Genomic DNA, 25,531 nt, shown 5'->3' on the forward strand with positions numbered 1-25,531 from the left:
CTATACTAAGGTAAAGCGGCACTCTGCTTGAGAGCAGCTTGCGTCTGAAAATGGCATTTGCGTCGTCATGTGCGGCACAAAGAACTTAAAAAGAGGTTTGGACTCATGACAGATAAACGCAAAGATGGTTCGGGCAAACTGCTGTACTGCTCTTTTTGCGGCAAAAGCCAGCATGAAGTGCGTAAACTGATTGCCGGGCCGTCCGTGTATATCTGCGACGAATGTGTTGATTTATGTAATGACATCATTCGCGAAGAGATTAAAGAAGTAGCGCCTCACCGCGAGCGTAGCGCGCTGCCGACACCGCATGAAATTCGTCATCATCTGGACGACTATGTCATCGGTCAGGAGCAGGCTAAGAAAGTGCTGGCGGTAGCGGTATATAACCACTACAAACGCCTGCGTAACGGTGATACCAGCAATGGCGTAGAGCTGGGTAAAAGTAACATTCTGCTGATCGGCCCAACCGGTTCCGGTAAAACGCTGTTGGCTGAAACGCTCGCACGCCTGCTGGATGTGCCGTTCACCATGGCGGATGCCACCACCCTGACCGAAGCCGGTTACGTGGGTGAAGATGTGGAAAACATCATCCAGAAACTGCTGCAGAAGTGCGATTACGACGTACAAAAAGCCCAGCGCGGTATCGTCTATATCGATGAGATCGACAAGATCTCCCGTAAATCAGACAACCCGTCTATCACCCGTGACGTATCAGGGGAAGGTGTACAGCAGGCATTGCTGAAGCTGATCGAAGGGACCGTTGCCGCAGTGCCCCCGCAGGGTGGCCGTAAACATCCGCAGCAGGAGTTCCTGCAGGTTGATACCTCCAAGATCCTGTTCATCTGTGGCGGTGCTTTCGCCGGTCTGGATAAAGTTATCTCCCACCGTGTTGAAACCGGCTCCGGCATTGGTTTTGGCGCAACGGTGAAGGCCAAATCCGAGAAAGCGAACGAAGGCGAACTGCTGTCTCAGGTTGAACCAGAAGATCTGATCAAGTTTGGTCTGATCCCAGAATTCATTGGGCGTCTGCCGGTTGTGGCCACGCTGAATGAACTGAGTGAAGAAGCGCTGATCCAGATCCTGAAAGAGCCGAAAAACGCGCTGACCAAGCAGTATCAGGCGCTGTTTAACCTGGAAGGCGTTGAGCTGGAATTCCGTGATGAAGCGCTGGATGCGATTGCGAAGAAAGCGATGATCCGTAAAACCGGTGCCCGTGGTCTGCGTTCCATCGTTGAAGCGGCGCTGCTTGATACCATGTACGACCTGCCTTCCATGGAAGATGTCGAAAAAGTGGTTATCGACGAGTCCGTTATCGGTGGTCAAAGCAAGCCGCTGCTGATTTACGGGAAACCGGAAGCGCAGCAGGCATCTGGCGAATAATTCACCAAATCATACAAGCAGTTAATCAAAAAGGGGGGATTTTATCTCCCCTTTACTTTTTCCGTATTCATGGCGTTGAATGTGTGGGAAACATCCCCATATACTGGATTACATGTTAATGGTTGTGTGAAGCACAGTTACATGACCAGTTTACCTGGCGGACACTAAACTAAGAGAGAGCTCTATGAATCCTGAGCGTTCTGAACGCATTGAAATCCCCGTATTGCCGTTGCGCGATGTGGTGGTTTATCCGCACATGGTCATACCCTTATTTGTAGGGCGGGAAAAATCTATCCGTTGCCTCGAAGCCGCCATGGATCATGATAAAAAAATCATGTTGGTTGCGCAGAAGGAAGCTTCGACGGATGAGCCGGGTGTAAACGATCTTTTCACCGTCGGGACCGTGGCCTCTATTTTGCAGATGCTGAAGCTGCCTGACGGCACCGTTAAGGTGCTGGTAGAAGGCCTGCAGCGTGCGCGTATTACCACCCTGTCTGACAATGGCGAACATTTCTCTGCCAAGGCAGAGTACCTTGATTCGCCTCAGCTTGATGAGCGCGAGCAGGAAGTGCTGGTGCGCACCGCGATTAGCCAGTTTGAAGGCTATATCAAGCTGAACAAGAAAATCCCACCAGAAGTGCTGACGTCGCTGAACAGCATCGACGATCCCGCACGTCTGGCGGACACCATCGCAGCGCATATGCCGCTGAAGCTGGCGGACAAACAGTCCGTGCTGGAGATGTCCGACGTTAACGAACGTCTGGAATATCTGATGGCGATGATGGAGTCTGAAATCGATCTGCTGCAGGTTGAGAAGCGTATTCGCAACCGCGTGAAAAAGCAGATGGAAAAATCGCAGCGTGAGTACTATCTGAATGAGCAAATGAAAGCCATTCAGAAAGAACTCGGCGAGATGGACGACGCGCCGGACGAAAACGAAGCGCTGAAGCGTAAGATCGACGCGGCAAAAATGCCGAAAGAGGCCAAAGAGAAAGCGGAAGCTGAACTGCAGAAGCTGAAAATGATGTCTCCGATGTCGGCTGAAGCGACGGTGGTGCGTGGCTACATCGAGTGGATGGTTCAGGTGCCGTGGAATGCCCGCAGCAAGGTCAAAAAAGACCTGCGTCAGGCGCAGGAGATCCTGGATACCGACCACTACGGCCTGGAGCGTGTTAAAGACCGCATCCTTGAGTACCTCGCGGTACAAAGCCGTGTAAACAAACTGAAAGGCCCAATCCTCTGTCTGGTTGGACCGCCAGGGGTAGGTAAAACCTCTCTGGGCCAGTCCATTGCGAAAGCGACCGGACGTAAATATATCCGTATGGCGCTGGGTGGCGTACGCGACGAAGCGGAAATCCGCGGTCACCGTCGTACCTACATCGGTTCTATGCCGGGTAAATTGATCCAGAAGATGGCGAAAGTTGGGGTTAAAAACCCGCTGTTCCTGCTCGATGAGATCGACAAAATGTCGTCGGATATGCGTGGCGATCCGGCCTCGGCTCTGCTGGAAGTACTTGATCCAGAACAGAACGTGGCGTTCAGCGATCACTACCTGGAAGTGGACTACGATCTGAGCGATGTGATGTTCGTGGCGACCTCCAACTCCATGAACATTCCGGCTCCGCTGCTGGATCGGATGGAAGTGATCCGTCTGTCTGGTTATACCGAAGACGAGAAGCTGAATATTGCGAAGCAGCATCTGCTGCCGAAACAGATTGAGCGTAACGCACTGAAAGCCAACGAACTGACCGTCGAGGACAGCGCGATTATCGGCATCATTCGCTACTACACTCGCGAAGCGGGCGTGCGTAGCCTTGAGCGTGAAATCTCGAAACTGTGCCGTAAAGCGGTGAAACAGCTGCTGCTGGATAAGAGCCTGAAGCACATCACCATTAACGGCGACAATCTGCATGCCTATCTGGGCGTTCAGCGTTTCGACTATGGTCGTGCGGACAACGAAAACCGCGTGGGTCAGGTCACCGGTCTGGCATGGACGGAAGTGGGCGGCGATCTGCTGACCATCGAAACCGCCTGTGTGCCAGGTAAAGGTAAGCTGACCTACACCGGTTCTTTGGGTGAAGTCATGCAGGAGTCCATCCAGGCGGCCTTGACCGTGGTTCGCGCACGTGCGGAGAAACTGGGGATCAACCCGGATTTCTACGAAAAACGCGACATTCACGTTCACGTCCCGGAAGGGGCAACGCCGAAAGATGGCCCAAGCGCCGGTATCGCGATGTGTACCGCGCTGGTCTCCTGTCTCACAGGTAACCCGGTGCGCGCTGATGTCGCAATGACCGGTGAAATTACCCTGCGTGGTCAGGTTCTGCCAATTGGTGGGTTAAAAGAAAAACTGCTGGCGGCACATCGTGGTGGGATCAAAACCGTATTGATTCCTTACGAAAATAAACGCGATCTGGAAGAGATTCCTGACAACGTGATTGCCGATCTGCAGATTCATCCTGTTAAGCGAATTGAGGAGGTTCTTACTCTCGCATTGCAGAATGAACCCTCCGGAATGCAGGTTGTGACTGCAAAATAGTGACCTCGCGCAAAGAGCGTCAATAAAAACAAGGCTGGTAAGTCATTTCGCACTTGCCAGCCTTTTTTTGTATAGCTAATTTAGATTGCTGATTAGGTCAGCCATCAACAACGGGTGTTGTAAGGTCATGGCAGGCCTGATATAACTGCTGCGCGGTCGCGTTGTGAAGGATTCAGGCGCGATATAAATTATAAAGAGAGGAAGAGAACAGTGAATAAATCTCAACTGATTGACAAAATTGCTGCTGGTGCTGATATTTCTAAAGCTGCAGCTGGACGTGCGTTAGATGCATTAATTGCTTCTGTTACTGAATCTCTGCAGGCTGGGGACGACGTTGCACTGGTAGGCTTCGGTACTTTTGCTGTTAAAGAGCGTGCTGCCCGTACTGGCCGCAACCCTCAGACCGGTAAAGAGATCACCATTGCTGCCGCTAAAGTGCCGGGTTTCCGTGCAGGTAAAGCGCTGAAAGACGCAGTAAACTGATTGCTTTCCCGTTTCAGGGAAGCCGAAAAGTACAAGGGCGCATCATTTGATGTGCCTTTTTTATTTGTCCAGACCTGATTTGTGCGAGTTTATGCGAGTTGTGGGCTGACAATCGCCCCGTTTTCTTGTCACAATACGCCTTTACGCGCGACGGTCAGGATTTTCCGTTAGCGTCAGGTAACCAGTCACCTACAGCGGAGTGTTGTTACACCATGATGGACAGCTTACGCACGGCTGCTAACAGTCTCGTGCTCAAGATTATTTTCGGTATCATTATCGTGTCGTTCATATTGACCGGCGTGAGCAGTTACCTTATCGGCGGTGGCGCAAACTATGCCGCAAAAGTGAACGGCCAGGAAATCAGCCGCGGTCAGTTCGAGAACGCGTTTGCCGGTGAACGTAACCGTATGCAGCAACAGCTGGGCGACCAATTCTCTGAGCTGGCTGCGAACGAAGGATACATGAAAACCCTGCGCCAGCAGACGCTGAACCGCCTGATTGACGAAGCGCTCCTCGATCAATATGCCAAAAAACTGGGTCTGGGTATCAGCGATGAGCAGGTTAAAAAAGCCATCTTCTCGACTCAGGCTTTCCAGTCTAACGGCAAGTTCGACAACGCTCGCTATAACAGCATTGTGAATCAGATGGGCATGACGGCCGATCAATACGCGCAGGCGCTGCGTAACCAGCTGACGACGCAACAGCTCATCAATGCGGTGGTTGGTACTGATTTCATGCTCAAAGGTGAAACTGACGAACTGGCAGCCCTGGTGGCACAGCAGCGTGTTGTGCGTCAGGCGACCATCGATGTGAATGCGCTCGCGGCGAAGCAGCAGGTGAGCGACGCAGAGGTTAACGCCTGGTACGAGCAGAATAAAAACAGCTTTGTTGCACCTGAGCAGTTCCGCGTGAGCTATATCAAGCTGGATGCTGCTGCGTTGCAGGAAACCGCGACTGATGCAGAAATCCAGTCTTACTACGATCAGCATCAGGATCAGTTCACTCAGCCGCAGCGTAACCGCTACAGCGTGATTCAGACCAAAACCGAAGCCGATGCCAAAGCGGTGCTGGATGAGCTGAACAAAGGCGCAGATTTCGCCACCGTTGCGAAAGCAAAATCCACCGACATCATCTCTGCCAAAAATGGCGGCGATATGGGCTGGCTGGAAGCGGCGACTACGCCGGATGAGCTGAAAAATGCCGGTCTGAAAGACAAGGGTCAGCTGTCGGGTGTGATTAAATCGTCCGTTGGTTTCCTGGTTGCGCGTCTGGATGATATCGAAGCCGCTAAAACCAAACCTCTGGCTGAGGTGCGTGATGATATCGCCGCCAAAGTGAAGCAGGAAAAAGCGCTTGATGCGTACTATGCCCTGCAGCAGAAAGTGAGCGATGCGGCGAGCAACGACAACGAATCTCTGGCCGGTGCAGAGCAGGCCGCTGGCGTGAAAGCGGTTGAGACCGGCTGGTTTGGCCGTGACAACCTGCCGGAGGAGCTGAACTTCAAACCGGTTTCGGATGCCATCTTCAACGGTGGTCTGGTGGGCGAGAACGGTACGCCGGGCAGCAACTCCGATATCATTACCGTTGACGGTGACCGTGCGTTTGTTCTGCGCGTGAGCGAGCACAAGCCTGAAGCGGTAAAACCGCTGGCGGAAGTGAAAGATCAGGTTGTGGCGCAGGTTAAACATAGCAAAGCGGAACAGCAGGCAAAACTGGATGCTGAGAAGATCCTGGCTGACCTGAAAGCCGGTAAAGAAGACGCCCTGAAAGCGGCGGGTCTGAGCTTCGGTGACGCGAAAACGCTGAGCCGTACCGGTCAGGACCCAATCAGCCAGGCTGTGTTTGGTCTGAGCCTGCCAGCGAAAGACAAACCGAGCTTCGGGACAACAACCGACATGCAGGGGAACGTCGTTCTGCTGGCGCTGGATGAAGTGAAAGCCGGCACCATGCCAGAAGCGCAAAAGAAAGCAATGGTTCAGGGTATCACCCAGAACAATGCCCAGATTGCTTTCGAAGCGATGATGAGCAACCTGCGTAAAGAAGCCAAAATCAAGCTGGGCGATGCCATCACTCAGCAGCAATAATTACGTATCTGCTCGCAGATTTTCGTAACGCTCTGCAAACCCTGAAGGCCGCTTTCGCGGCCTTTTCCATTTCTGCAAACGCATGTTTGAGCCTCTTTTGGCTGACGGCTATGGTGACATGGCTGTCAACAAACAAGGAGATAACAGCATGAAATGTGGAATCAAAGCACTGCTAATCACACTGGCTATTGCCACTACCGGAATGAGTGCAGGCGCACTGGCGGCGTCCCCCGCAGCCAAAACGCAGTCTGTACAGAGCAAAACTGACCCCGCTGCACAAGCATCTGCCCAAACTAAAGCCGCTGAACCTGGCAAAAGCACAGAGGACGACGGTACACGCGTCAGCATCAATACGGCCTCGGCTGAAGATCTCGCCCGCGTGATGAACGGCGTAGGGCTCAAAAAAGCGCAGGCTATCGTCAGCTACCGTGAAGAGTACGGCCCGTTTAAAACGGTTGACGACCTCAGGCAGGTTCCGGGGATGGGCAGTTCACTGGTTGAGCGCAACCTCTCACACCTGACGTTGTAATCTCAGTTTTACTTGCACAGCAGCAAAAGTTTGCCAGGATAAAGAGGTCATACCAGTCTTGACCTCTTATCCTATAACAACAGTAAAGGCTATTGCGCTATGCAGACAAAAATCAAAGTACGCGGTTTTCATCTTGATGTTTACCAGCACGTGAATAACGCCCGCTATCTCGAATTTCTTGAAGAGGCGCGCTGGGATGGGCTGGAAAACAGCGAAAGCTTCCAATGGCTGACCGCGCACAACATCGCGTTCGTGGTCGTCAACATCAATATCAACTACCGTCGCCCGGCCGTGCTGGGGGATGTGCTTACAGTGACCAGCCAGGTGCAACAGCTAAACGGGAAGAGCGGCGTGCTCAGTCAGGTCGTGACGCTGGATCCGGAAGGGCAGGTGGTAGCCGATGCGCTGATCACCTTCGTTTGTATCGATCTGAAAACGCAGAAAGCACTGCCGCTGGAAGGGGAGTTGCGGGAAAAGCTGGAGCTGATGATCGTGTGATTTTTTGTCTTTTATAAAAGACAAAGTGTTTTTCCAGGGATAGAATAATGGACAGGGACTATGTTGTTGAGCGTTATCGGACCCGTGATGGCAAAGTGCCGTTTGAGGAGTGGATAACCAGGATGCGTAGAAAGGATCCGGAGACTGTTTTACGGATCCTTATGCGTATTAACCGTGCAATAAAGCATAATTTTGGTGATTACAAATACCTTAGAGAAGGTGTTTGGGAGATGCGAATTGATAGTGGTCCCGGTTACAGGATCTATTTTGCCGTAGAGCATCAGAGGGTCTTGTTGTTACTCATCGGTGGTGACAAGAAGAGTCAAAAACAAGATGTTAAACAGGCGGTAGATTTCTTGAAAGATCATCTATCTAAAGGAAAAACAGATGAGCACTTCTAAACGACACTATTCAAGTTCTGTTAACCATCACGATGCGGTTGTAAAAATGCTTCGTGAAAACCCTTCCTATGCTCAACTTTACCTGCAAATAGCACTGGAAGAAATTTATGAGGATCAGGGGATCCCTGCTTATCTCATTGCACTCCGCCAGGTCATCGAATCCCGCGGCGGCATAGGTGAAATTGCTGCCAAAGCAGGTCTTTCCCGCCAGCAGCTATACCGAACCTTGTCTGATAATGGCAATCCAACACTGACGACGCTAATGAAAGTCACGCGTGCTGCCGGTGTAAAACTGTTCGACAGCACGGTCAAATAACCCTATTTCAGCCCGGTTTTTTTCTGCATTGCGGCCATCACACCGGCTTTATCTGCCAGGTAGTGATTCAAGCCATTGGCACGCAGGTTACAGGCGGCGCACTGGCCGCATCCGTCGCCCTTAATGCCGTTGTAGCAGGTCAGGGTTTCGCTGCGAACCAGATCCAACTTGCCCCAGTAGTCCGCCAGTGCCCAGGTTTCCGCTTTATCAAGCCACATTAGCGGCGTTTCAAAGCGCGTCTCCTTGGCCATCCCCAGATTTACCGCATGATTAAGCGCTTTTACAAACTCGTCGCGGCAGTCCGGGTAACCGGAGAAGTCGGTTTCGCAAACGCCGGTGATCACCGCTTCGGCTTGCACCTGGTAGGCGTAGATGGCCGTCAGGGTCAGAAAAAGAATATTACGGCCCGGCACAAAGGTATTGGGAATACCGCTGGCGTCAGGTTTGTAATCAGGAACAGGAATACTGTCGCGGGTGAGGCTGCTGACGGCCAGTTCGTTTAACAGCGTGACGTCCAGCACCTTATGCGCGCGTGCGCCCAGTTTCAGCGCCAGTTCGCGGGCAACGTCGATTTCAGCGCGATGGCGCTGGCCATAATCGAAAGTGACACAATGCACTTCATCGTACTGGTGAAGCGCCTGAACCAGGCAGGTAGTGGAATCTTGTCCTCCGCTGAACACGACGACGGCACGTTTCATAAATCATCTCGACAGTTACGGTAAAAACATTATGTTACCGTCTGACTTCGGCGACGACCAGCTTCTTCACGACCGGGGGGCTGGAAGCCAGGCTTCAGTGAAATCAAACCAGCCACGGGTATTCAGTCGTATTCCGTTTACCCCCGGTGGTGCGCTGATTTGATACTGGTAGTTAAACAGCGGCGTCAGCACCGCATTATCCATCAGCCGGGTAAAGATGGCCCTCAGGCCAGCGTGTCTTGCCTGCTCATCGGCCTGAGTCTGTACAGCATCCAGCGTTGCCTGCAGATGCGCAACTTGCGGCGCGCTTAGCAGATGCGGCCAGAGGGTATCGCACCGAAGCCACTGTTCAAGTGTATACTCCGGCGCTTCGCCAATCAGCCTGTCCCCCATCATCATGTCCGCATCGGCAAGCTGCGGACACCCGTCCCACGTCTTAGCATCGTGAAAGATAACGGTCAGTTCGCAGCCCTGCTGCGCAAGATACTGTTTTAGCTGGTTTGCCATGGTGTGTAACTCTACGGGCAAATGGTAAACGAGGGTTAACGCTGCCGGTAAAGGAACGTGCGTTAAGTCCGGCCACCGGGGAATAGGCAGGCCTGGAAGCAGCTCTTCTGTTGGTGTAATCAACCCTTCGTTCAGCGGGAGCGTATGCAGCAGCGTTGAGAGATGGATGATATTGATTAGCCGTCGAGCCTGCAGTTGACTCATCCGGTCGCTCTGTTTCAGGGTGAGATAACAGAAGCCCAGGCTGGTGCTGTTACTTACCAGCCGCAGGCTCTCCAGTTCATCAGGCTCGCCAATGGCAATCTGGACCGGATGACGACAGCTGGTCCCCAGTCCGTAATCAAATAGCGTCGGCGTGATCCAGTATTCAATCGCCTTGATCAGCGGGTGGCTAAGATGGTACTGCTCGTGGCTTTCCAGACGCACCAGCTCGGAATCAAACACGCTCAGCCTGAAAGGGCCGCTGCCCGTCATGGGCTGGTCAGGGTGGGCCAGACGGCTACAGTAGGTCGCCAGACGATGGGGCAACCAGTAGTCCGGTTGATGCAGGGTAAACGTCAGGCACTGCGGGTGAGTGACCTCGATATCTAATACGCTCTGGAACAGTTTGCGCAGGGCTGGCAGCATAAGCAGGGCCTTCAGGCTCCGCTGCAACTGCGCTGTCTCGATTTTGTCGCCATTATGCCAGTGCAGGGTCGAGCGGATATAAAAATGCCAGCGCAGGCCGCCATCCGTGACTTCCCAGTGATGGGCAAGATCGCCTGTTGGTTCGCTGCTGTTGCCGTTAAAGCGCGTCAGCCCGGAGAAAATCTGGCCTGCCAGGTGCTGCTCCGCCCGACCGGGTAAAAAGCCAGGCTGCAGCGCATCCAGCGAGCGGTAATAGGGAATGCGCAGCGTCGGCGTATCGTTTTGCCACTGTCCGCCCAAAAAGGGATGCAGCAACTCCCGCAACTCTTCCGGCGCAAGCTGGGCCAGCTCCAGGGCGTGATGCTGCTGCCCATGCTTCAGCGCTTCTTCCATCATCGTATTGCGCAGTGATTCCGGGCTGACATAAAACCTGAGCTCGCCGCGCTTGCCGCGACCAGACTGTGCATGCCAGTTCAGCCAGCCAGCCTCCTGCGCCTGACGCAGCAGGGTGCGCACATGCCGCTCGCTGCAAAAACAGCGGCTGGCGAGCTCCGCAATGGTGACCTGCTGCGGTGCCCCTTCGGAGGGCTGCCACAGGCGTTGATACTGTTTGAGGCGGTTGAGCTGGCGCATAATAAACCCGGAACAATAATTCTCATCTATTCACTATTACTTCCGTATATCTCACGCAATACTGATGCACAAGTTAATCGCATCACATTTCGGGAGTTATGATGGCTCGGCTCGCTGCATTTGATATGGACGGCACGTTGTTAATGCCGGATCACCGTTTAGGGGAGAAAACCCTGAACACCCTTAAGCGCCTGCGTGAGCGTGATGTAACCCTGACGTTTGCCACTGGCCGTCATGTGCTGGAGATGCGCCATCTGCTGGGCGCATTTTCCCTGGATGCATTTCTGATTACCGGCAACGGAACACGAATTCATTCGGTCGAAGGGGAGGTGCTGCACCGTCAGGATCTCAACCCGGAAGTGGCGGATATCGTGCTGCACAGTACCTGGGATACCCAGGCCAGCGTTCATGTCTTTAACGATAACGGCTGGTTTACCGGTCGTGAAATCCCTCAACTTCTCCATGCGCATGTCTACAGCGGTTTTCGCTATCAGCTGATGGATCTGCGCCGCATACCTGCCCACGCGGTGACCAAGATCTGTTTTTGTGGCGATCACGACGATCTCTGCCGCTTACGTATTCAGTTGAATGAGGCGTTAGGCGACCGGGCCCATCTGACCTTTTCGGCGGTGGATTGTCTGGAAGTGTTGCCGGTGGGGTGTAACAAAGGTTCTGCCCTGGCGGTCCTGAGCGACCACCTGGGCTTGACGCTGCAGGAGTGTATGGCGTTTGGTGACGCCATGAACGACCGCGAGATGCTGGGCAGCGTCGGGCGCGGTTTGATTATGGGGAATGCTATGCCGCAGCTGATCTCTGCGCTTCCTCATCTGCCGGTTATCGGACACTGCCGTAATGAAGCGGTGTCCCATTTTTTAACACATTGGCTGGACAACAACACCCTCCCATATTCCCCCGAATAGTGAGACCCTTCCAGCAAGCCAGACTTCGGTCTGGCTTTTTTTTATTTCACCAGCTGTGCGATTTGCGCTTGCCACGGCGCAATATCACCGATGTTTGCCTGCACCCACTCCGCGTTGTAATAGGTTTCCAGGTAGCGCTCCCCGCAGTCGCACAGCAGCGTGACGATAGAGCCCGTGCGGCCCTCTTCACGCATGCGTGCTGCCAGCTGCAGCGCACCCCACATATTGGTACCGGTAGAGGCACCCACCTTGCGGCCCAATTGCGTCTCCAGCCAGTGGGCCGTCGCGACGCTGGCGGCATCCGGTACGCGGAGCATTTCATCCACCACATCAGGAATGAACGACGGCTCAACGCGCGGGCGGCCAATCCCTTCAATTTTACTGCCCACCGGACTGCGCAGGTCGGCATTGCGGCTTTGCCAGTAGTCGAGGAAGACCGAGTTTTGCGGATCCACCACCATCAGTTGCGTATCGTAGCCCTGACAGCGGATATAGCGGCCAATGGTGGCCGAGGTTCCGCCCGTACCGGCGCTCATGACGATATATGACGGAACCGGATGAGGCTCATGAGTCATCTGGCGGAAAATACTGTCCGCTATATTGTTATTGCCACGCCAGTCGGTTGCACGCTCGGCGAAGGTGAACTGGTCCATATAGTGGCCGTTCAGCTCACGGGCCAGCATTTCCGAGGCGGCGTAAATTTCGCAGGCGCTTTCTACAAAGTGGCAGCGTCCGCCATAAAATTCGATCTGTTCGATTTTGCGTTTCGCGGTGCAGGAGGGCATGACGGCGATAAACGGCAGGCCCAGCAGACGGGCGAAATAGGCTTCGGAGACGGCGGTTGAACCGGATGACGATTCAATAATTGTCGTGCCTTCTTTAATCCAGCCGTTACACAAGCCATACAGGAACAGCGAACGCGCCAGACGATGCTTCAGGCTCCCCGTAGGATGGGTGCTTTCATCTTTCAGATACAGCTGAATCCCCGCAAACCCCGGCAGGGCGAGGCGGATTAAATGGGTGTCGGCCGAGCGCTGGTAGTCGGCATTGATTTCGCTGATGGCATGTTTAACCCAGTTGCTATTCATCGTAATTATCCGTTTGTCATTTTGTGCCCAGCATAGCGAAAAGCACAGAAAAAATTGTTGCTATCTGGCCTTTAAAATAGAATGAAGGGAGAAAAATTTTCTCTGTGAGGTGGGTATGCTAGATAAAATTGACCGCAAGCTGCTTTCATTGCTGCAAAGTGACTGCACCCTCTCTTTGCAGGCGCTGGCAGATGCCGTTAATCTGACCACCACACCGTGCTGGAAGCGCCTCAAGAAGCTGGAAGATGACGGCATTCTGCTGGGGCGTGTCGCGTTATTAGATCCCGAAAAACTGGGGCTGGGCCTGACGGCCTTTGTCCTGATAAAAACGCAGCACCACAGTAGCGAATGGTATTGCCGCTTCGTAAACCAGGTCTCTGACATGCCGGAGGTTCTCGGCTTCTGGCGTATGGCCGGGGAGTACGATTATCTGATGCGTGTCCAGGTGGCAGACATGAAGCGCTATGATGATTTCTACAAGCGGCTGGTGAATAGCGTACCGGGTTTGTCGGACGTCACCTCAAGCTTCGCCATGGAACAGATTAAATACACCACAGCGTTACCCATTGAATAACTCCATAAAATACCTTCAGGAACAAACCGCGTGCGATTATTTGCCCAACTAAGCTGGTACTTTCGTCGGGAGTGGCAGCGCTACCTCGGCGCAGTTCTCCTGCTTATCATCATTGCCATTTTGCAGCTGATCCCGCCGAAGGTGGTGGGCTACGTCGTGGATGGCGTTACGGAACAGCATTACACCACCGCACGGGTGTTGATGTGGGTTGGCACGCTGGTGCTGACGGCCGTCATCGTCTATTTGCTGCGTTACGTCTGGCGCGTGCTGCTATTTGGCGCGTCCTATCAGCTGGCCGTTGAGCTGCGCGAGGATTTTTACCGTCAGCTGAGTCGCCAGCACCCCGAGTTTTACCTGCGCCATCGCACCGGGGATCTCATCGCCCGCGCCACCAACGACGTCGATCGCGTGGTGTTCGCGGCCGGGGAAGGCGTATTAACGCTGGTGGATTCGCTGGTGATGGGCTGCGCGGTTCTGATTGTGATGTCCACTCAGATCAGCTGGCAACTTACCCTGCTGGCATTGCTGCCGATGCCGCTGATGGCGCTGGCGATCAACCGTTATGGCGAACAACTGCACGAGCGTTTCAAGCTGGCGCAGGCGGCGTTTTCGTCGCTAAACGATCGCACGCAGGAGAGTATGACCAGTATCCGCATGATCAAAGCCTTTGGTCTGGAGGATCGGCAATCTGCCCTGTTTGCGGCCGATGCCGCAGACACCGGCGCAAAAAACATGCGCGTTGCGCGTATTGATGCGCGCTTTGATCCGACCATCTATATCGCTATTGGCATGGCCAACCTGTTGGCCGTCGGTGGCGGGAGCTGGATGGTGGTGCAGGGCACCTTGACCCTGGGGCAGTTAACCAGTTTTGCCATGTACCTGGGGCTGATGATTTGGCCGATGCTGGCGCTGGCCTGGATGTTTAATATCGTGGAGCGCGGCAGTGCCGCCTATAGCCGCATTCGCGCCATGTTGTCTGAAGCGCCAGTGGTCAACGACGGTACCGAACCGGTACCGGAAGGGCGTGGGGTGATGAACGTCGACATCCGTACGTTTGTTTATCCGCAGACGGAACATCCGGTGCTGGAAAACGTCAGCTTTACGCTGCAACCGGGGCAAATGCTCGGGATCTGTGGCCCGACGGGATCCGGTAAAAGTACCGTTCTTTCGCTGCTCCAGCGTCACTTTGATGTCACGCAGGGTGATATTCGTTTCCACAATCTTCCTCTCACGACACTGCAACTTGACGACTGGCGTCGCCGACTGGCCGTGGTCAGCCAGACGCCGTTTCTCTTTTCTGACACCGTGGCGAACAACATAGCCCTTGGCTGTCCGTCGGCCACGCAGGAAGAGATTGAGCATGTGGCGCGCTTAGCCAGCGTACATGACGATATTTTGCGTCTGCCGCAGGGGTATGAAACGGAGGTGGGTGAACGTGGCGTTATGCTCTCTGGTGGGCAAAAACAGCGAATTTCCATTGCCCGTGCGCTGCTGCTCAATGCTGAAATCCTGATCCTGGATGATTCGCTTTCTGCCGTGGATGGTCGAACCGAGCACCAGATCCTGCATAACCTTCGCCAGTGGAGCGACGGACGGACGGTGATCATCAGTGCCCACCGTTTGTCGGCGCTGACGGAAGCCAGTGAAATTCTGGTGTTGCAGCACGGGCACATTGCCCAGCGCGGGCAGCATGACCAGCTTGCGGAGCAACCGGGGTGGTATCGCGACATGTATCGCTATCAGCAGCTTGAAGCGGCACTCGACGATGCCCCGGAACAGGAAGAGGAGGACGCTAATGCGTAAATCAAAAACGCAGTGGCCGACGCTAAAACGCCTGCTGGCCTACGGTTCGCCATGGCGAAAACCCCTTGCTCTTGCCGTCGTGCTGCTGTGGATTGCGGCGATTGCAGAAGTGAGTGGTCCGCTGCTCATCAGTTATTTCATCGACAATATGGTTGCGAAAAGCTATTTGCCGCTGGGGCTGGTGGCGGGGTTAGGCGTGGCCTATGTGGGGCTACAGCTGGCAGCGGCTGGCCTGCACTATGCGCAGTCGCTACTCTTTAACCGGGCGGCGGTGGGTGTGGTTCAGAAGCTGCGTACCGACGTTATGGATGCTGCACTGCGCCAGCCGCTGAGCGAGTTTGATATCCAGCCGGTCGGGCAGGTGATTTCGCGGGTGACCAACGATACCGAGGTGATCCGCGATCTGTACGTGACGGTCGTGGCGACCGTGCTGCGCAGTGCCGCGTTGATTGGCGCCATGCTGGTGGCGATGTTCAGCCTTGACTGGCGCATGGCGCTGGTGGCGATCGCGATTTTCCCGGCGGTGCTGATTGTGATGGTGATCTATCAGCGCTACAGCACGCCTATTGTACGTCGGGTGCGGACCTACCTGGCCGATATTAACGATGGCTTCAACGAAGTGATCAACGGCATGAGCGTCATCCAGCAGTTCCGCCAGCAGGCTCGCTTTGGCGAGCGCATGGGCGAAGCCAGCCGTTCGCACTATATGGCGCGTATGCAGACGCTGCGCCTTGATGGTTTCCTGCTGCGTCCGCTGCTGAGCCTCTTCTCGGCACTGGTGCTTTGCGGCCTGCTGATGCTCTTTGGCCTGAGTCCGGGCGGAACGATTGAAGTGGGGGTTCTGTATGCTTTTATCAGCTATCTGGGACGCCTGAACGAGCCGCTGATTGAACTCACAACCCAACAATCCATGTTGCAGCAGGCGGTGGTTGCTGGCGAGCGCGTCTTTGAACTGATGGACAGACCGCGTCAGACCTATGGTGAGGATACAGCACCGCTGCAAAGCGGGGCGATTACGTTTGACCATGTCTCGTTTGCCTACCGTGAAGACAGGCTAGTGTTGCAGGACATCAATCTTGATGTGCCGTCGCGCGGCTTTGTGGCGCTGGTGGGGCATACCGGCAGCGGCAAGAGTACGCTTGCAAGCCTGTTGATGGGCTACTACCCGTTAACGAAAGGCGAAATTCGTCTGGATGGACGTCCGCTGGCGTCGCTCAGCCACAGCGTATTGCGTAAAGGCGTAGCGATGGTGCAGCAAGATCCGGTTGTGCTGGCCGATACCTTTTACGCCAACGTGACCCTGGGGCGTGATTATACCGAGGAGCAGGTCTGGGCCGTGCTGGAAAAAGTGCAGCTCGCAGAGCTGGCACGCGGATTCAGCGACGGAATCAACACCCGGCTGGGCGAGCAGGGGAATAATCTTTCTGTCGGGCAAAAACAGCTTCTTGCGCTGGCGCGTGTGCTGATTGAAACGCCACAGGTGCTGATTCTGGATGAAGCGACGGCCAGCATCGACTCCGGTACTGAACAGGCTATCCAGCAGGCACTGGCCGCCGTGCGCGATCACACGACGCTGGTGGTTATCGCGCACCGTCTTTCAACGATTGTCGATGCAGATACCATTCTGGTGCTGCATCGCGGACAGGCCGTTGAACGCGGTACGCACCGGGCGCTCCTGGAGGCGAAAGGCCGCTACTGGCAGATGTATCAGCTGCAACTGGCGGGTGAAGAGCTGGCGGCCAGCGTCCGGGAGGAAGAGTCGCTTAGCGCCTGATGCACCAAAAACAGGCAACGTGCTAACAGTCACCGCTGTTGGTGCAAAACCGAAACGCGCCATGCACTGCCATGGTGCGTTTTTTTTCACCTGTTGATCATGAATGGTCTTTTAACGCGCATTGCGCCGCTTTTCCCTTCCGTTTTCATTTCTGGCACACCCCTTGCAATGTCTCCTGCGTGTTAGCTGCGGCCATTACCGAATTCTGACTGGAGGGGATCTATGAAGCTGGTTACGGTGGTAATCAAACCATTCAAACTCGAAGACGTGCGTGAAGCGTTGTCTTCAATGGGTATTCAGGGACTGACTGTCACCGAAGTGAAAGGCTTCGGTCGTCAGAAGGGTCATGCCGAGCTTTATCGCGGGGCGGAATACAGCGTTAACTTCCTGCCAAAAGTAAAAATTGATGTCGCGATTGCTGATGACCAGCTTGATGAAGTCATCGATGTGATCAGCAAAGCGGCCTATACCGGCAAAATTGGCGACGGCAAAATTTTCGTTGCCGAACTGCAGCGTGTCATTCGCATCCGTACCGGCGAATCTGACGAAGCGGCACTGTAAGTAACTCCTGGCACACAGTGATAGGGATCGAGAAAATGAAGATAGCAACAATCAAAACGGGTCTGGGTTCGCTGGCACTGCTGCCGGGCCTGGCAATGGCTGCTCCTGCGGTGGCAGACAAAGCCGACAACGCCTTTATGATGATCAGCACCGCGCTGGTGCTGTTCATGTCTATTCCGGGTATCGCGCTGTTTTACGGCGGCCTGATCCGTGGCAAAAACGTTCTCTCCATGCTGACGCAGGTTGCCGTGACGTTCGCGCTGGTTTGCGTGCTGTGGGTGGTTTACGGCTACTCTCTGGCCTTCGGTGAAGGTAACGCTTTCTTCGGCAACTTCAACTGGGCCATGTTGAAAAATATTGAACTGACCGCGGTGATGGGTAGTTTCTATCAGTACATCCACGTTGCGTTCCAGGGATCGTTCGCCTGTATCACCGTGGGGCTGATTGTGGGTGCGCTGGCTGAGCGTATTCGCTTCTCTGCCGTTCTGATCTTTGTGGTGGTCTGGCTGACGCTTTCCTATGTGCCGATTGCACACATGGTCTGGGGTGGCGGTCTGCTGGCGTCACACGGCGCACTGGATTTCGCAGGCGGTACCGTTGTTCACATCAACGCCGCGGTAGCGGGTCTGGTGGGTGCATACCTGATTGGCAAACGCGTGGGCTTTGGCAAAGAAGCGTTCAAACCACACAATCTGCCGATGGTCTTTACCGGTACAGCAATCCTCTATTTTGGCTGGTTCGGCTTCAACGCCGGCTCTGCGAGCGCCGCTAACGAAATCGCTGCGCTGGCCTTCGTGAATACCGTGGTGGCCACGGCGGGTGCAATCCTCTCCTGGGTGTTTGGTGAGTGGGCGGTACGCGGTAAACCTTCTTTGCTGGGCGCGTGCTCGGGTGCTATTGCCGGTCTGGTGGGGATCACCCCAGCATGTGGTTACGTCGGTGTCGGTGGTGCGCTGCTTGTCGGCCTGGTGTCAGGTCTGGCGGGTCTGTGGGGTGTGACGGCGCTGAAACGTCTTCTGCGCGTGGATGACCCTTGCGATGTCTTTGGCGTGCACGGTGTGTGCGGTATCGTCGGTTGTATCATGACCGGTATCTTCGCCGCGAAATCGCTGGGCGGAGTGGGTTACGCTGAGGGCGTTGACATGGTTCACCAGGTGCTGGTACAGCTGGAAAGTATCGCCATTACCGTTGTGTGGTCTGCTGTGGTGGCCTTCATTGGTTACAAACTGGCGGACATGACTGTGGGTCTGCGCGTACCGGAAGAGCAGGAGCGCGAAGGTCTCGACGTCAACAGCCACGGCGAGAATGCGTATAACGCATAATAAACAGCAAAACGGCAATCTCCGATTGCCGTTTTTAGTGTTTATTCCCTCTCCCCGTGGGAGAGGGCCAGGGTGAGGGCATCAGGCCGCACAAGGTAAAAGCAAAACGGCAATCCCTGATTGCCGTTTTTAGTATTTATTCCCTCTCCCTGTGGGCTGAGGGAGCCCAGTAATTTTTTACCGAAAGCGAAGAATGTTGTTTCAGGAAAATGAATGGCTTACCGCCGGGAGCCCGGGTCGCCAGGGCGGTGGCGATTGAGCCGCCCTGGCACGTTCACGGGTCATGCCGTTACAGAGTAGCAGGGAACATAAAGTGAACGGAATGACCTCCACAGCCGTATGTTCCCCCTCACCCCAGCCCTCTCCCAAAGGGAGAGGGGGCCGTCTGTGCAGGCATTATTTATGGGTATCCCTCAGCCCTGTGGGTGAGGGCAACATCACCCGCGATTACGCATCACCCCTTCCTGCACCGTCGAGGCGACCAGCACGCCGTCCTGCGTATAAAACTCTCCACGTACAAACCCGCGAGCGCTGGACGCCGACGTGCTTTCCACGCTGTAGAGTAGCCAGTCATTCATGTTAAATGGACGATGGAACCACATCGAGTGATCGATCGTCGCAACCTGCATCCCTTTTTCAAGGAACCCCACGCCGTGCGGCTGCAGTGCAACCGGCAGGAAGTTAAAATCTGACGCATAGCCCAGCAGATACTGATGCACGCGGAAATCCTCTGGTACGGTGCCGTTGGCGCGGATCCAGACCTGGCGTTTCGGCTCGGCCGTATGGCCTTTCATCGGGTTATGGAATTCGACCGGACGGATCTCCAGAGGTTTATCACAAAGGAATTTCTCTTTGACCTGCGGTGGCAGCAAGTGGGCCAGCGCGCGGGCGATATCGGTCTCCGATTTGAGATCGTCCGGCGACGGTGCCGCTGGCATCGTTTTCTGGTGCTCATAACCCGGTTCCGGTGCCTGGAAAGAGGCGGTCATGTAAAAGATGGGCTTGCCATTCTGAATGGCTGCCACGCGGCGCGCGCTAAAGCTGTTGCCGTCACGCAGCACTTCCACGTCGTACACAATGGGTTTTGCGCTATCGCCAGGACGCAGAAAATAGCTGTGAAAGGAGTGCACCAGACGGTCTGCCGGGACGGTCTCCTTGGCAGCGTACAGTGCCTGTCCGACGACCTGCCCGCCGAAGACCTGACGCAAGCCCAAATCTTCGCTCTGTCCGCGAAAGAGTCCTTCCTCAATTTTTTCCAGATTCAGTAATGTCAGCAGATTGTTCAGTGCCTGACTCATAGTTGTCCTCAATAAACGCCGTGGCGAAAGATAGGCAGAGTATAACGCAGAAATGAAAGTGGTCCGACGGGTAGAATTATCTGAATATCAGGGAGAATTTAGGCATTAATCAGTGATCTGTGCCACACTTGAATACGATATGTGTTTGAAACGACATCGGATGGGATCGATCCCGCTGGTGCATTGATGATAAGGAGACTTCAATGAAACTCGTGCCCATGCTAAGTGGTGTAGCTATTGCGGTGGCGTTGTCCGCCTGTGCAGGTAAGAGCGCCCAGGTGCCGGTGCCAGCAGCAGATCCAAATGGGATTAATACACTCTCACAGCAATCCATTCAGCAACCTAATGTTTCCGGTACTATCTGGATCAAACAGCGAGTCGCTTTACCACCGGATGCGGTATTAACGGTCACGCTGTCTGATGCTTCTCTGGCCGACGCGCCGTCGAAAGTGGTGGCCCAGCGTGCTGTACGTACCGAAGGTAAGCAGGCACCGTTTAGCTTCGTGCTGCCGTATAACCCGGCAGACGTACAGCCGAACGCCCGTATCCTTCTGAGCGCTGCGGTAACCATCAACGGTAAGCTGGTGTTTATTACCGATACGGTTCAGGAAGCCATCAACAACGGTGGGACGAAAATCGACCTGAACCTGGTGCCGGTGCAGCAAACCGAAGTGCCGATTGCACCACAGACGAACCAACCGTCTGTACCTACCCCACCGACTCAGCTGTAATGTGTTCCCCTCTCCTTCGGGGGAGGGGGTCAATACACCCAGCGATACTTCTGCAAATCAATCTGCCCTGACCCGGACACCTGTATCCCTTCTGAAAGTAATGCCTGCCTCTGGCGCTGCAAATCCGGCCCGGTGAGCGAGATGGCACCATGACGATTCACAACCCGATGCCAGGGCAATGTACTGCCTTCAGGAAGCCGTTTTAGCACGCCACCCACCTGACGCGCCGCGCGGGGGGAGCCAGCAAGACGTGCGACGTCACCATAGGTTGTCACGTAGCCCTCGGGAATGGAGGCCACAATTTGCCACACTCGCTGTGGAAAGGAGTCGTGTTCGTCCATCAGTACACCTGTGGGGATGAGTGAAGTGTCATGTTAAACGAAGATTGCGCCGATTGCTGTGCCTGTTTGCGCAAGAAACCACCATCCGGTTGCTGGCAGCTTGCAATTGACCGTTAGCACAGGGATAATGCGCCAGCGCGTTGGGTAACAACGCTCACAATGGGGGCTCTGTTGGTTCTCCCGCAACGCTACTCTGTTCACCAGGTCAGGTCCGGAAGGAAGCAGCCAGGGCAGACGACGTGTGTGCCGGGATGTAGCTGGCAGGGCCCCCACCCATTTGTGCTTCTGGCAACATCTTCCCGTTTTTTACCTCCTTCCAGCATGGCTATTCCACAGAATTAACAGGGTTTAATTCGTGGTGTAATATATATTTCATCGCGCTGAAATATTACTGTCATAAACCTGTAATAATAGACTGTCATTTTATTTCTGGGCGTCTTTTTTCTGTCATAAGTTAAAAATATATATCTGGATTACATTGTTAACATCGTGTATTAAATAAAGCACTTATTCCGAAGGGAAGTGACAATCATGGCTACTGCGGTATTAAACGTTAAGATTGACGAAGCGCTAAAAGAAAGACTTCGCCACTATGCGGAAGTGAATAACGAAAACTTAAGCGTGACCACAGAGAAGTTGCTGCTGCTGGCATTTGAAGCCGCAGACGAGGTGGGAGTATCGGAAGAGGATATTGATAATCAGCATACGGAAGAAGAGAGTGTAACGCCTTTTACTCCTAAAGAAATCAAAGCTCTACGTAAACTTCTGAAGAAGAGAAAATGAAACAACAACTATCGACCGCCAGTGACTACAAAGAAGCCTGCGATCTGTTGCGTTCAGGCTACGTGAAGCATGTCCGTCTTGGCTGGAATGTAGGAAGTGATGAGTTCTTTCGTATTGCGTCTGACTGGTGTGATACCGGCGCAAAAATAAAGAAAGACGGTGAAAGTTTTGTTATTTCACTGAAGGGTTTTCCTATTCCTCCTCAGCACTGATTCCTGACTGGTGAAAACTGCTGACTGCCGTATGACAGTCAGCAGTTTTTATTTTATGATCCACTTCAAGCTTTTATATTAAACAAGACTGCGTTTTACCGACGGCGCGGTTTTATTTAATGCGAGCCAAACCGGTTTGATTCGTAGCAACGCCTGCTCAAGCTCTGCCGACTCAAGCGAGAAGGGCATGCGTAAGTAGCGGTCAAACGCACCCGATAAACCAAAGCGTGTGCCGGTTCCCAGATTAATCCCCAGCATTTCTGCACGTGCGGCGAGCTGTGTCGCCAGCATGCCCGGCAGCTCGATCCAGTAGGATAGCCCGCCTTCCGCCTCCTGAAACCGCCACTGGGGAAAATGTTCGCGCAGCAGTTCACCGCAGCGGTCGCGTCGCTCCTTCAGTATTTTCCGGCGCGCAGGCAGAAATGTCTCGCTATTGTTAATAAGCCACAGCGTGGCCAGCTGTTCCAGCAGCGGCGAGCCTAAATCCAGCGTATCCCGCGTCTGGGCAAGTGTGGCAATGGTGCGCGACGAGGCGCGGATCCAGCCGAGGCGCAGCCCACCCCAGAAACTTTTTCCCGCCGAACCCAGGGTGATCACCGTAGCCTGCGAATTAAACGACGCCAGCGGCGGCGGGGGCGGTGCTTCAAACCAGAGATCGACCATCGTTTCATCGACCACCAGCGTGGTACGGGTGCGAGCGGCAATGTCGGTTATTGCCTGACGGGTGGCGATATCCATGCATCGCCCTGTTGGATTGTGAAAATCCGGCATCAGGTACGCCAGGCGCGGTGCCGTCTGTGCCAGCGTGGCGGCAAAGCCATCCGTATCCCAGCCGCTTTCCGGCAGCGACACGCCCACCGGCCGACACGATGCCCCCTGGATGGCTGCAATCGCCAGCGGATAGGTGGGATGATCGACCACGACGCGATCGCCCGGGCCGGCCATCATCCGCAGTACCAGCGCAAAACCGCTGACGGCACCATTGACCACCATCACTTCGTCTGCGCGAGTTGGCAGCCCGCGTGCGGTATAGCGAGCGGCAATGGCGTCGCGAAGAGCTGCCAGGCCGAGCTGATCGTAACCGGTCAGCGCAAGGTGCTGGGTGATCGCGGTGAGCGCCCAGGTGTAAGCCTGGTGGATCTCTGGCCCGGCATTCAGGGCGGCAGTGGAGAGATCCAGCGCTGCGCTTGCCGCTGAAAGCGTCGGTACGGCACGGGTATCGGGCAGGATCACGCGTGAACCGCTGCCGTGGCGGCTCTCCAGATACCCTTCCTCTCGCAGATGGGCCAGCGCGCTGCTGATGGTCGTCCGGCTTACATCTAACGCCGTGGCCAGTTCACGTTCACCGGGCAGGCGCGTGCTCAAAGCCAGCCTGCCGTCGAGGATCAGCAGGCGCAACGCGTCGGCCAGCTGTCGCCAGAGCGGGGTTCGGGACGGGGTTTGTTGCCAGTGGCCCAAAAGGCGAACCAGCGACTGACTTCCGAAACGGCGTGATGACATATGCAGTCCACTATTTGAAAACTGGACATTAATCATAGTGCCATTTTCGAACAAGATGAAAGCCTGGTTCACTGGAGAAGCTAAAATGGTACGTCGTCTGCTGCAACTGTACGTTGGTTTAGGCCTGTACGGGCTTTCAACCGCGATGTTTATTCGTTCGGATCTGGGGGTTGACCCGTGGGATGTGTTTCACCTTGGGGTGGGATTACAGCTGGGGATGACCATCGGTACGGTGATTATTTTGACCGGTGCCGCGGTGCTGCTGCTGTGGATCCCGCTGCGTCAGATGCCTGGGCTGGGAACGCTCAGTAACGTAGTCTGTATTGGCCTGGCGGCGGATGCCTCGATGGCCCTTATCCCCGAGCTGGATCTTCTCCCCATTCGGATTGCTCTGCTGGTTGGGGGCATTGTGCTGAACGCGATAGCAACCGGTATGTATATCGGTGCCGGGTTCGGGGCGGGCCCACGCGATGGACTGATGACCGGCATTCACGCCCGGCTGGGGTGGTCAATCCGCAGCGTTCGGACCTCAATTGAAGTGAGTGTTCTGCTGATTGGCTGCGTCCTTGGCGGAACGTTTGGCGTCGGGACGGTACTGTATGCCCTGACCATCGGCCCGCTTATCCAGCTCTGTTTGCCGTGGTTCCGTCAGAAGCCGCGTACGGATAACGTTCCTCAGCCAGAGCGGGTTGTTTAATTATGCGAAGCGCTCACAGGTATTAATGGCCGTGCTGTGCCACAATAGACGGCTCTGTTAACACCAGGCCGGAACGCATGAAAGCCATTACCCTCTATGATGTTGCCCTCCTTGCGGGGGTGTCTTATCAAACCGTTTCCCGTGTGATTAACGACGCGGAGCATGTTTCTGCCCGGACACGGGAAAAGGTGCAGCAGGCCATGGCGGAGCTGCACTATGTTCCTAACCGTGGCGCGCAGCAGCTGGCGGGCAAGCGCACCCGTACGCTGGGACTGATCACTACCGATCTGGCGCTGCATGCGCCTTCGCAAATTGTCTCTGCGGTCAAATCCCGGGCGGTAGAAAAGGGGGCGAGCGTACTGATCTCAATGGTGGAACATCCGCAACAGTGCCAGGCCGCGCTTCAGGAGCTGCTGGCGCAGCGCGTGGAAGCCCTGCTGGTGAACGTGCCGCTTGACGATCCCCATGCCGAACAACTCAAGGCACTGGCGTCGCCCGTGCCGGTGCTGTTTCTGGATGTCTCTCCGTCGGCAGCGGTCAACAGTCTGGTTTTTAATGCGGAACAGGGCGCTCGTCTGGGCGTTGAACATTTGCTGTCGCTCGGGCATCAGCGTATTGCATTGCTGAGCGGGCCGGAAAGCTCTGTTTCCGCTCGTGCCCGTCTGGCGGCATGGAAAGCCGCGCTGGCGGAAGCTGGCCTTGAGGCGGCGGCGGTGGCTTACGGCGACTGGAGCGCAGCCTGCGGTTATGAGAAGGGGCATGCGCTGTTGTCTGCTGCAACGTTACCGGATGCCATTCTGGTGGCTAACGATCAAATGGCGCTGGGGGTGATGCGGGCTTGCGCGGAAAAAGGGGTGACGATCCCGGGTCAGATATCGATTGTGGGATTTGACGATACCGCCGACAGCGCCTGGTTTTCACCTCCGCTTACCACCATCCGTCAGGCATTTCGCGAGGCAGGTGAACAAAGTGTGGAGTGGCTGCTGGCTCCCGCCCGCCATGAAGCCTGCTGGCAGGTTCAGTTGCCCGTCACATTGATTAGCCGACACTCCAGTGCCCGTCGCACCCCGCAGCAGGCCGATCGTGAGGATCTTGCGCAGCAGCTCAGAAGCCTGGCCCTGCTGGCAGAGCAACTTGCCCGCCAGTAACACTTTTGTGATCTGACTCGCTACACGGCGATCCCGCGCTTTACCGCGGCAGTTTGCCAGGGCATGTTGAGTAAAATTGTGAGC

Annotated in this window: 25 protein-coding genes and 1 other RNA gene; 20 read left to right on the forward strand and 6 right to left on the reverse strand. The window is 55.0% G+C overall.

Features of this window, described 5'->3' with window-relative positions; translation table 11 throughout:
* Positions 1-105 precede the first annotated feature (105 nt).
* The 8 genes from clpX to VF709_RS13690 all read left to right on the forward strand — a co-directional run bounded on the left by clpX (position 106) and on the right by VF709_RS13690 (position 8,230).
* A complete protein-coding gene (gene clpX, locus VF709_RS13655; RefSeq protein ID WP_013095858.1) occupies positions 106-1,380 on the forward strand; it encodes an ATP-dependent protease ATP-binding subunit ClpX in 1,275 nt (424 codons plus the stop codon).
* A 184-nt stretch (positions 1,381-1,564) separates the two neighbouring features.
* Entirely contained in the window at positions 1,565-3,919 is a 2,355-nt protein-coding gene (gene lon, locus VF709_RS13660; protein WP_013095859.1) for an endopeptidase La, read from the forward strand.
* 210 nt (positions 3,920-4,129) lie between these two features.
* Positions 4,130-4,402, forward strand: coding sequence for a nucleoid-associated protein HU-beta (hupB, locus tag VF709_RS13665; protein WP_002444653.1), 273 nt, complete (start codon positions 4,130-4,132; stop codon positions 4,400-4,402).
* A 212-nt stretch (positions 4,403-4,614) separates the two neighbouring features.
* Positions 4,615-6,486 carry a peptidylprolyl isomerase gene (ppiD, locus tag VF709_RS13670; protein WP_038418799.1) on the forward strand — a complete coding sequence of 624 codons (1,872 nt, stop codon included), beginning with the start codon at positions 4,615-4,617 and terminating at the stop codon, positions 6,484-6,486.
* Between the two features lie 148 nt (positions 6,487-6,634).
* Positions 6,635-7,015: a helix-hairpin-helix domain-containing protein gene (locus VF709_RS13675; RefSeq protein WP_028028047.1), complete on the forward strand. Its 381-nt coding sequence runs from the start codon at positions 6,635-6,637 to the stop codon at positions 7,013-7,015.
* 99 nt (positions 7,016-7,114) lie between these two features.
* A complete protein-coding gene (locus VF709_RS13680; protein ID WP_014830880.1) occupies positions 7,115-7,513 on the forward strand; it encodes a YbgC/FadM family acyl-CoA thioesterase in 399 nt (132 codons plus the stop codon).
* 47 nt (positions 7,514-7,560) lie between these two features.
* Positions 7,561-7,914: a type II toxin-antitoxin system RelE/ParE family toxin gene (locus VF709_RS13685; protein WP_020686128.1), complete on the forward strand. Its 354-nt coding sequence runs from the start codon at positions 7,561-7,563 to the stop codon at positions 7,912-7,914.
* Entirely contained in the window at positions 7,901-8,230 is a 330-nt protein-coding gene (locus VF709_RS13690; protein WP_013095863.1) for an addiction module antidote protein, read from the forward strand. The genes VF709_RS13685 and VF709_RS13690 overlap by 14 nt, the downstream gene beginning before the upstream one ends.
* A gap of 2 nt (positions 8,231-8,232) precedes the next feature.
* Here VF709_RS13690 and queC read toward each other — a convergent pair whose 3' ends face one another.
* Both queC and VF709_RS13700 read right to left on the reverse strand, forming a co-directional pair.
* On the reverse strand, positions 8,233-8,928 hold the full coding sequence (gene queC, locus VF709_RS13695; RefSeq protein WP_013095864.1) for a 7-cyano-7-deazaguanine synthase QueC: 696 nt from the start codon (positions 8,926-8,928) through the stop codon (positions 8,233-8,235).
* 66 nt (positions 8,929-8,994) lie between these two features.
* On the reverse strand, positions 8,995-10,695 hold the full coding sequence (locus VF709_RS13700) for an SgrR family transcriptional regulator (protein ID WP_149896812.1): 1,701 nt from the start codon (positions 10,693-10,695) through the stop codon (positions 8,995-8,997).
* 101 nt (positions 10,696-10,796) lie between these two features.
* Here VF709_RS13700 and cof point away from each other — a divergent pair, with 101 nt between their 5' ends.
* A complete protein-coding gene (cof, locus tag VF709_RS13705) occupies positions 10,797-11,615 on the forward strand; it encodes an HMP-PP phosphatase (protein ID WP_038418803.1) in 819 nt (272 codons plus the stop codon).
* 41 nt (positions 11,616-11,656) lie between these two features.
* Here the strand turns inward: cof and VF709_RS13710 are convergent, their stop codons facing one another.
* On the reverse strand, positions 11,657-12,703 hold the full coding sequence (locus VF709_RS13710) for a PLP-dependent cysteine synthase family protein (protein ID WP_062729894.1): 1,047 nt from the start codon (positions 12,701-12,703) through the stop codon (positions 11,657-11,659).
* A 115-nt stretch (positions 12,704-12,818) separates the two neighbouring features.
* Here VF709_RS13710 and VF709_RS13715 point away from each other — a divergent pair, with 115 nt between their 5' ends.
* The 5 genes from VF709_RS13715 to amtB all read left to right on the forward strand — a co-directional run bounded on the left by VF709_RS13715 (position 12,819) and on the right by amtB (position 18,737).
* Positions 12,819-13,277 (forward strand): Lrp/AsnC family transcriptional regulator, encoded by a 459-nt coding sequence (locus VF709_RS13715; protein ID WP_020686133.1) that lies wholly within the window; start codon positions 12,819-12,821, stop codon positions 13,275-13,277.
* Positions 13,278-13,307: 30 nt separating this feature from the next.
* A complete protein-coding gene (locus VF709_RS13720) occupies positions 13,308-15,080 on the forward strand; it encodes a SmdA family multidrug ABC transporter permease/ATP-binding protein (protein ID WP_149896813.1) in 1,773 nt (590 codons plus the stop codon).
* Entirely contained in the window at positions 15,073-16,854 is a 1,782-nt protein-coding gene (locus VF709_RS13725; protein ID WP_013095870.1) for a SmdB family multidrug efflux ABC transporter permease/ATP-binding protein, read from the forward strand. Before VF709_RS13720 ends, VF709_RS13725 begins: the two co-directional genes overlap by 8 nt.
* A gap of 222 nt (positions 16,855-17,076) precedes the next feature.
* Entirely contained in the window at positions 17,077-17,415 is a 339-nt protein-coding gene (gene glnK / locus VF709_RS13730; protein ID WP_008503304.1) for a P-II family nitrogen regulator, read from the forward strand.
* A gap of 35 nt (positions 17,416-17,450) precedes the next feature.
* Positions 17,451-18,737, forward strand: coding sequence for an ammonium transporter AmtB (gene amtB / locus VF709_RS13735; protein ID WP_013095872.1), 1,287 nt, complete (start codon positions 17,451-17,453; stop codon positions 18,735-18,737).
* A 437-nt stretch (positions 18,738-19,174) separates the two neighbouring features.
* Here amtB and tesB read toward each other — a convergent pair whose 3' ends face one another.
* Positions 19,175-20,035 (reverse strand): acyl-CoA thioesterase II, encoded by an 861-nt coding sequence (gene tesB / locus VF709_RS13740; RefSeq protein WP_013095873.1) that lies wholly within the window; start codon positions 20,033-20,035, stop codon positions 19,175-19,177.
* A 203-nt stretch (positions 20,036-20,238) separates the two neighbouring features.
* On the opposite strand from tesB, the gene VF709_RS13745 reads away from it, so the two are divergent.
* Complete coding sequence (locus tag VF709_RS13745) at positions 20,239-20,766, forward strand: YbaY family lipoprotein (RefSeq protein ID WP_013095874.1); 528 nt, start codon at positions 20,239-20,241, stop codon at positions 20,764-20,766.
* Between the two features lie 29 nt (positions 20,767-20,795).
* Here VF709_RS13745 and VF709_RS13750 read toward each other — a convergent pair whose 3' ends face one another.
* Positions 20,796-21,107 carry an MGMT family protein gene (locus VF709_RS13750; RefSeq protein WP_023620099.1) on the reverse strand — a complete coding sequence of 104 codons (312 nt, stop codon included), beginning with the start codon at positions 21,105-21,107 and terminating at the stop codon, positions 20,796-20,798.
* Positions 21,108-21,276: 169 nt separating this feature from the next.
* Here VF709_RS13750 and ffs point away from each other — a divergent pair.
* From ffs to VF709_RS13765, 3 genes are all read left to right on the forward strand, one after another.
* Positions 21,277-21,373: signal recognition particle sRNA small type (gene ffs / locus VF709_RS13755), an RNA gene on the forward strand.
* A 265-nt stretch (positions 21,374-21,638) separates the two neighbouring features.
* Positions 21,639-21,890, forward strand: a complete 252-nt coding sequence (locus VF709_RS13760; protein WP_020686138.1) for a hypothetical protein — start codon at positions 21,639-21,641, stop codon at positions 21,888-21,890.
* Complete coding sequence (locus VF709_RS13765) at positions 21,887-22,102, forward strand: hypothetical protein (RefSeq protein WP_013095877.1); 216 nt, start codon at positions 21,887-21,889, stop codon at positions 22,100-22,102. The genes VF709_RS13760 and VF709_RS13765 overlap by 4 nt, the downstream gene beginning before the upstream one ends.
* Before the next feature lie 78 nt (positions 22,103-22,180).
* Here the strand turns inward: VF709_RS13765 and yczR are convergent, their stop codons facing one another.
* A complete protein-coding gene (gene yczR, locus VF709_RS13770; RefSeq protein WP_187170832.1) occupies positions 22,181-23,602 on the reverse strand; it encodes a MocR-like transcription factor YczR in 1,422 nt (473 codons plus the stop codon).
* An 85-nt stretch (positions 23,603-23,687) separates the two neighbouring features.
* Here yczR and yczE point away from each other — a divergent pair, with 85 nt between their 5' ends.
* Both yczE and VF709_RS13780 read left to right on the forward strand, forming a co-directional pair.
* Entirely contained in the window at positions 23,688-24,299 is a 612-nt protein-coding gene (gene yczE, locus VF709_RS13775) for a membrane protein YczE (protein WP_013095879.1), read from the forward strand.
* 77 nt (positions 24,300-24,376) lie between these two features.
* Positions 24,377-25,447, forward strand: coding sequence for a LacI family DNA-binding transcriptional regulator (locus VF709_RS13780; protein ID WP_149896816.1), 1,071 nt, complete (start codon positions 24,377-24,379; stop codon positions 25,445-25,447).
* Positions 25,448-25,531: the final 84 nt, after the last annotated feature.

Origin of the sequence: Enterobacter sp. Lyrl_3 (assembly GCF_051948675.1) — a bacterium.
Taxonomy (GTDB): Bacteria; Pseudomonadota; Gammaproteobacteria; order Enterobacterales; family Enterobacteriaceae; genus Enterobacter; species Enterobacter cloacae.

Excerpts from the sequence above, each read along its gene's own strand:
- clpX (WP_013095858.1), top strand. The coding sequence starts at position 106 with ATGACAGATAAACGCAAAGATGGTTCGGGCAAACTGCTGTACTGCTCT.
- lon (WP_013095859.1), top strand. The coding sequence starts at position 1,565 with ATGAATCCTGAGCGTTCTGAACGCATTGAAATCCCCGTATTGCCGTTG.
- ppiD (WP_038418799.1), top strand. The coding sequence starts at position 4,615 with ATGATGGACAGCTTACGCACGGCTGCTAACAGTCTCGTGCTCAAGATT.
- VF709_RS13675 (WP_028028047.1), top strand. The coding sequence starts at position 6,635 with ATGAAATGTGGAATCAAAGCACTGCTAATCACACTGGCTATTGCCACT.
- VF709_RS13680 (WP_014830880.1), top strand. The coding sequence starts at position 7,115 with ATGCAGACAAAAATCAAAGTACGCGGTTTTCATCTTGATGTTTACCAG.
- VF709_RS13685 (WP_020686128.1), top strand. The coding sequence starts at position 7,561 with ATGGACAGGGACTATGTTGTTGAGCGTTATCGGACCCGTGATGGCAAA.
- VF709_RS13690 (WP_013095863.1), top strand. The coding sequence starts at position 7,901 with ATGAGCACTTCTAAACGACACTATTCAAGTTCTGTTAACCATCACGAT.
- queC (WP_013095864.1), bottom strand. The coding sequence starts at position 8,928 with ATGAAACGTGCCGTCGTCGTGTTCAGCGGAGGACAAGATTCCACTACC.
- VF709_RS13700 (WP_149896812.1), bottom strand. The coding sequence starts at position 10,695 with ATGCGCCAGCTCAACCGCCTCAAACAGTATCAACGCCTGTGGCAGCCC.
- cof (WP_038418803.1), top strand. The coding sequence starts at position 10,797 with ATGGCTCGGCTCGCTGCATTTGATATGGACGGCACGTTGTTAATGCCG.
- VF709_RS13710 (WP_062729894.1), bottom strand. The coding sequence starts at position 12,703 with ATGAATAGCAACTGGGTTAAACATGCCATCAGCGAAATCAATGCCGAC.
- VF709_RS13715 (WP_020686133.1), top strand. The coding sequence starts at position 12,819 with ATGCTAGATAAAATTGACCGCAAGCTGCTTTCATTGCTGCAAAGTGAC.
- VF709_RS13725 (WP_013095870.1), top strand. The coding sequence starts at position 15,073 with ATGCGTAAATCAAAAACGCAGTGGCCGACGCTAAAACGCCTGCTGGCC.
- glnK (WP_008503304.1), top strand. The coding sequence starts at position 17,077 with ATGAAGCTGGTTACGGTGGTAATCAAACCATTCAAACTCGAAGACGTG.
- amtB (WP_013095872.1), top strand. The coding sequence starts at position 17,451 with ATGAAGATAGCAACAATCAAAACGGGTCTGGGTTCGCTGGCACTGCTG.
- tesB (WP_013095873.1), bottom strand. The coding sequence starts at position 20,035 with ATGAGTCAGGCACTGAACAATCTGCTGACATTACTGAATCTGGAAAAA.
- VF709_RS13745 (WP_013095874.1), top strand. The coding sequence starts at position 20,239 with ATGAAACTCGTGCCCATGCTAAGTGGTGTAGCTATTGCGGTGGCGTTG.
- VF709_RS13750 (WP_023620099.1), bottom strand. The coding sequence starts at position 21,107 with ATGGACGAACACGACTCCTTTCCACAGCGAGTGTGGCAAATTGTGGCC.
- VF709_RS13760 (WP_020686138.1), top strand. The coding sequence starts at position 21,639 with ATGGCTACTGCGGTATTAAACGTTAAGATTGACGAAGCGCTAAAAGAA.
- VF709_RS13765 (WP_013095877.1), top strand. The coding sequence starts at position 21,887 with ATGAAACAACAACTATCGACCGCCAGTGACTACAAAGAAGCCTGCGAT.
- yczR (WP_187170832.1), bottom strand. The coding sequence starts at position 23,602 with ATGTCATCACGCCGTTTCGGAAGTCAGTCGCTGGTTCGCCTTTTGGGC.
- yczE (WP_013095879.1), top strand. The coding sequence starts at position 23,688 with ATGGTACGTCGTCTGCTGCAACTGTACGTTGGTTTAGGCCTGTACGGG.
- VF709_RS13780 (WP_149896816.1), top strand. The coding sequence starts at position 24,377 with ATGAAAGCCATTACCCTCTATGATGTTGCCCTCCTTGCGGGGGTGTCT.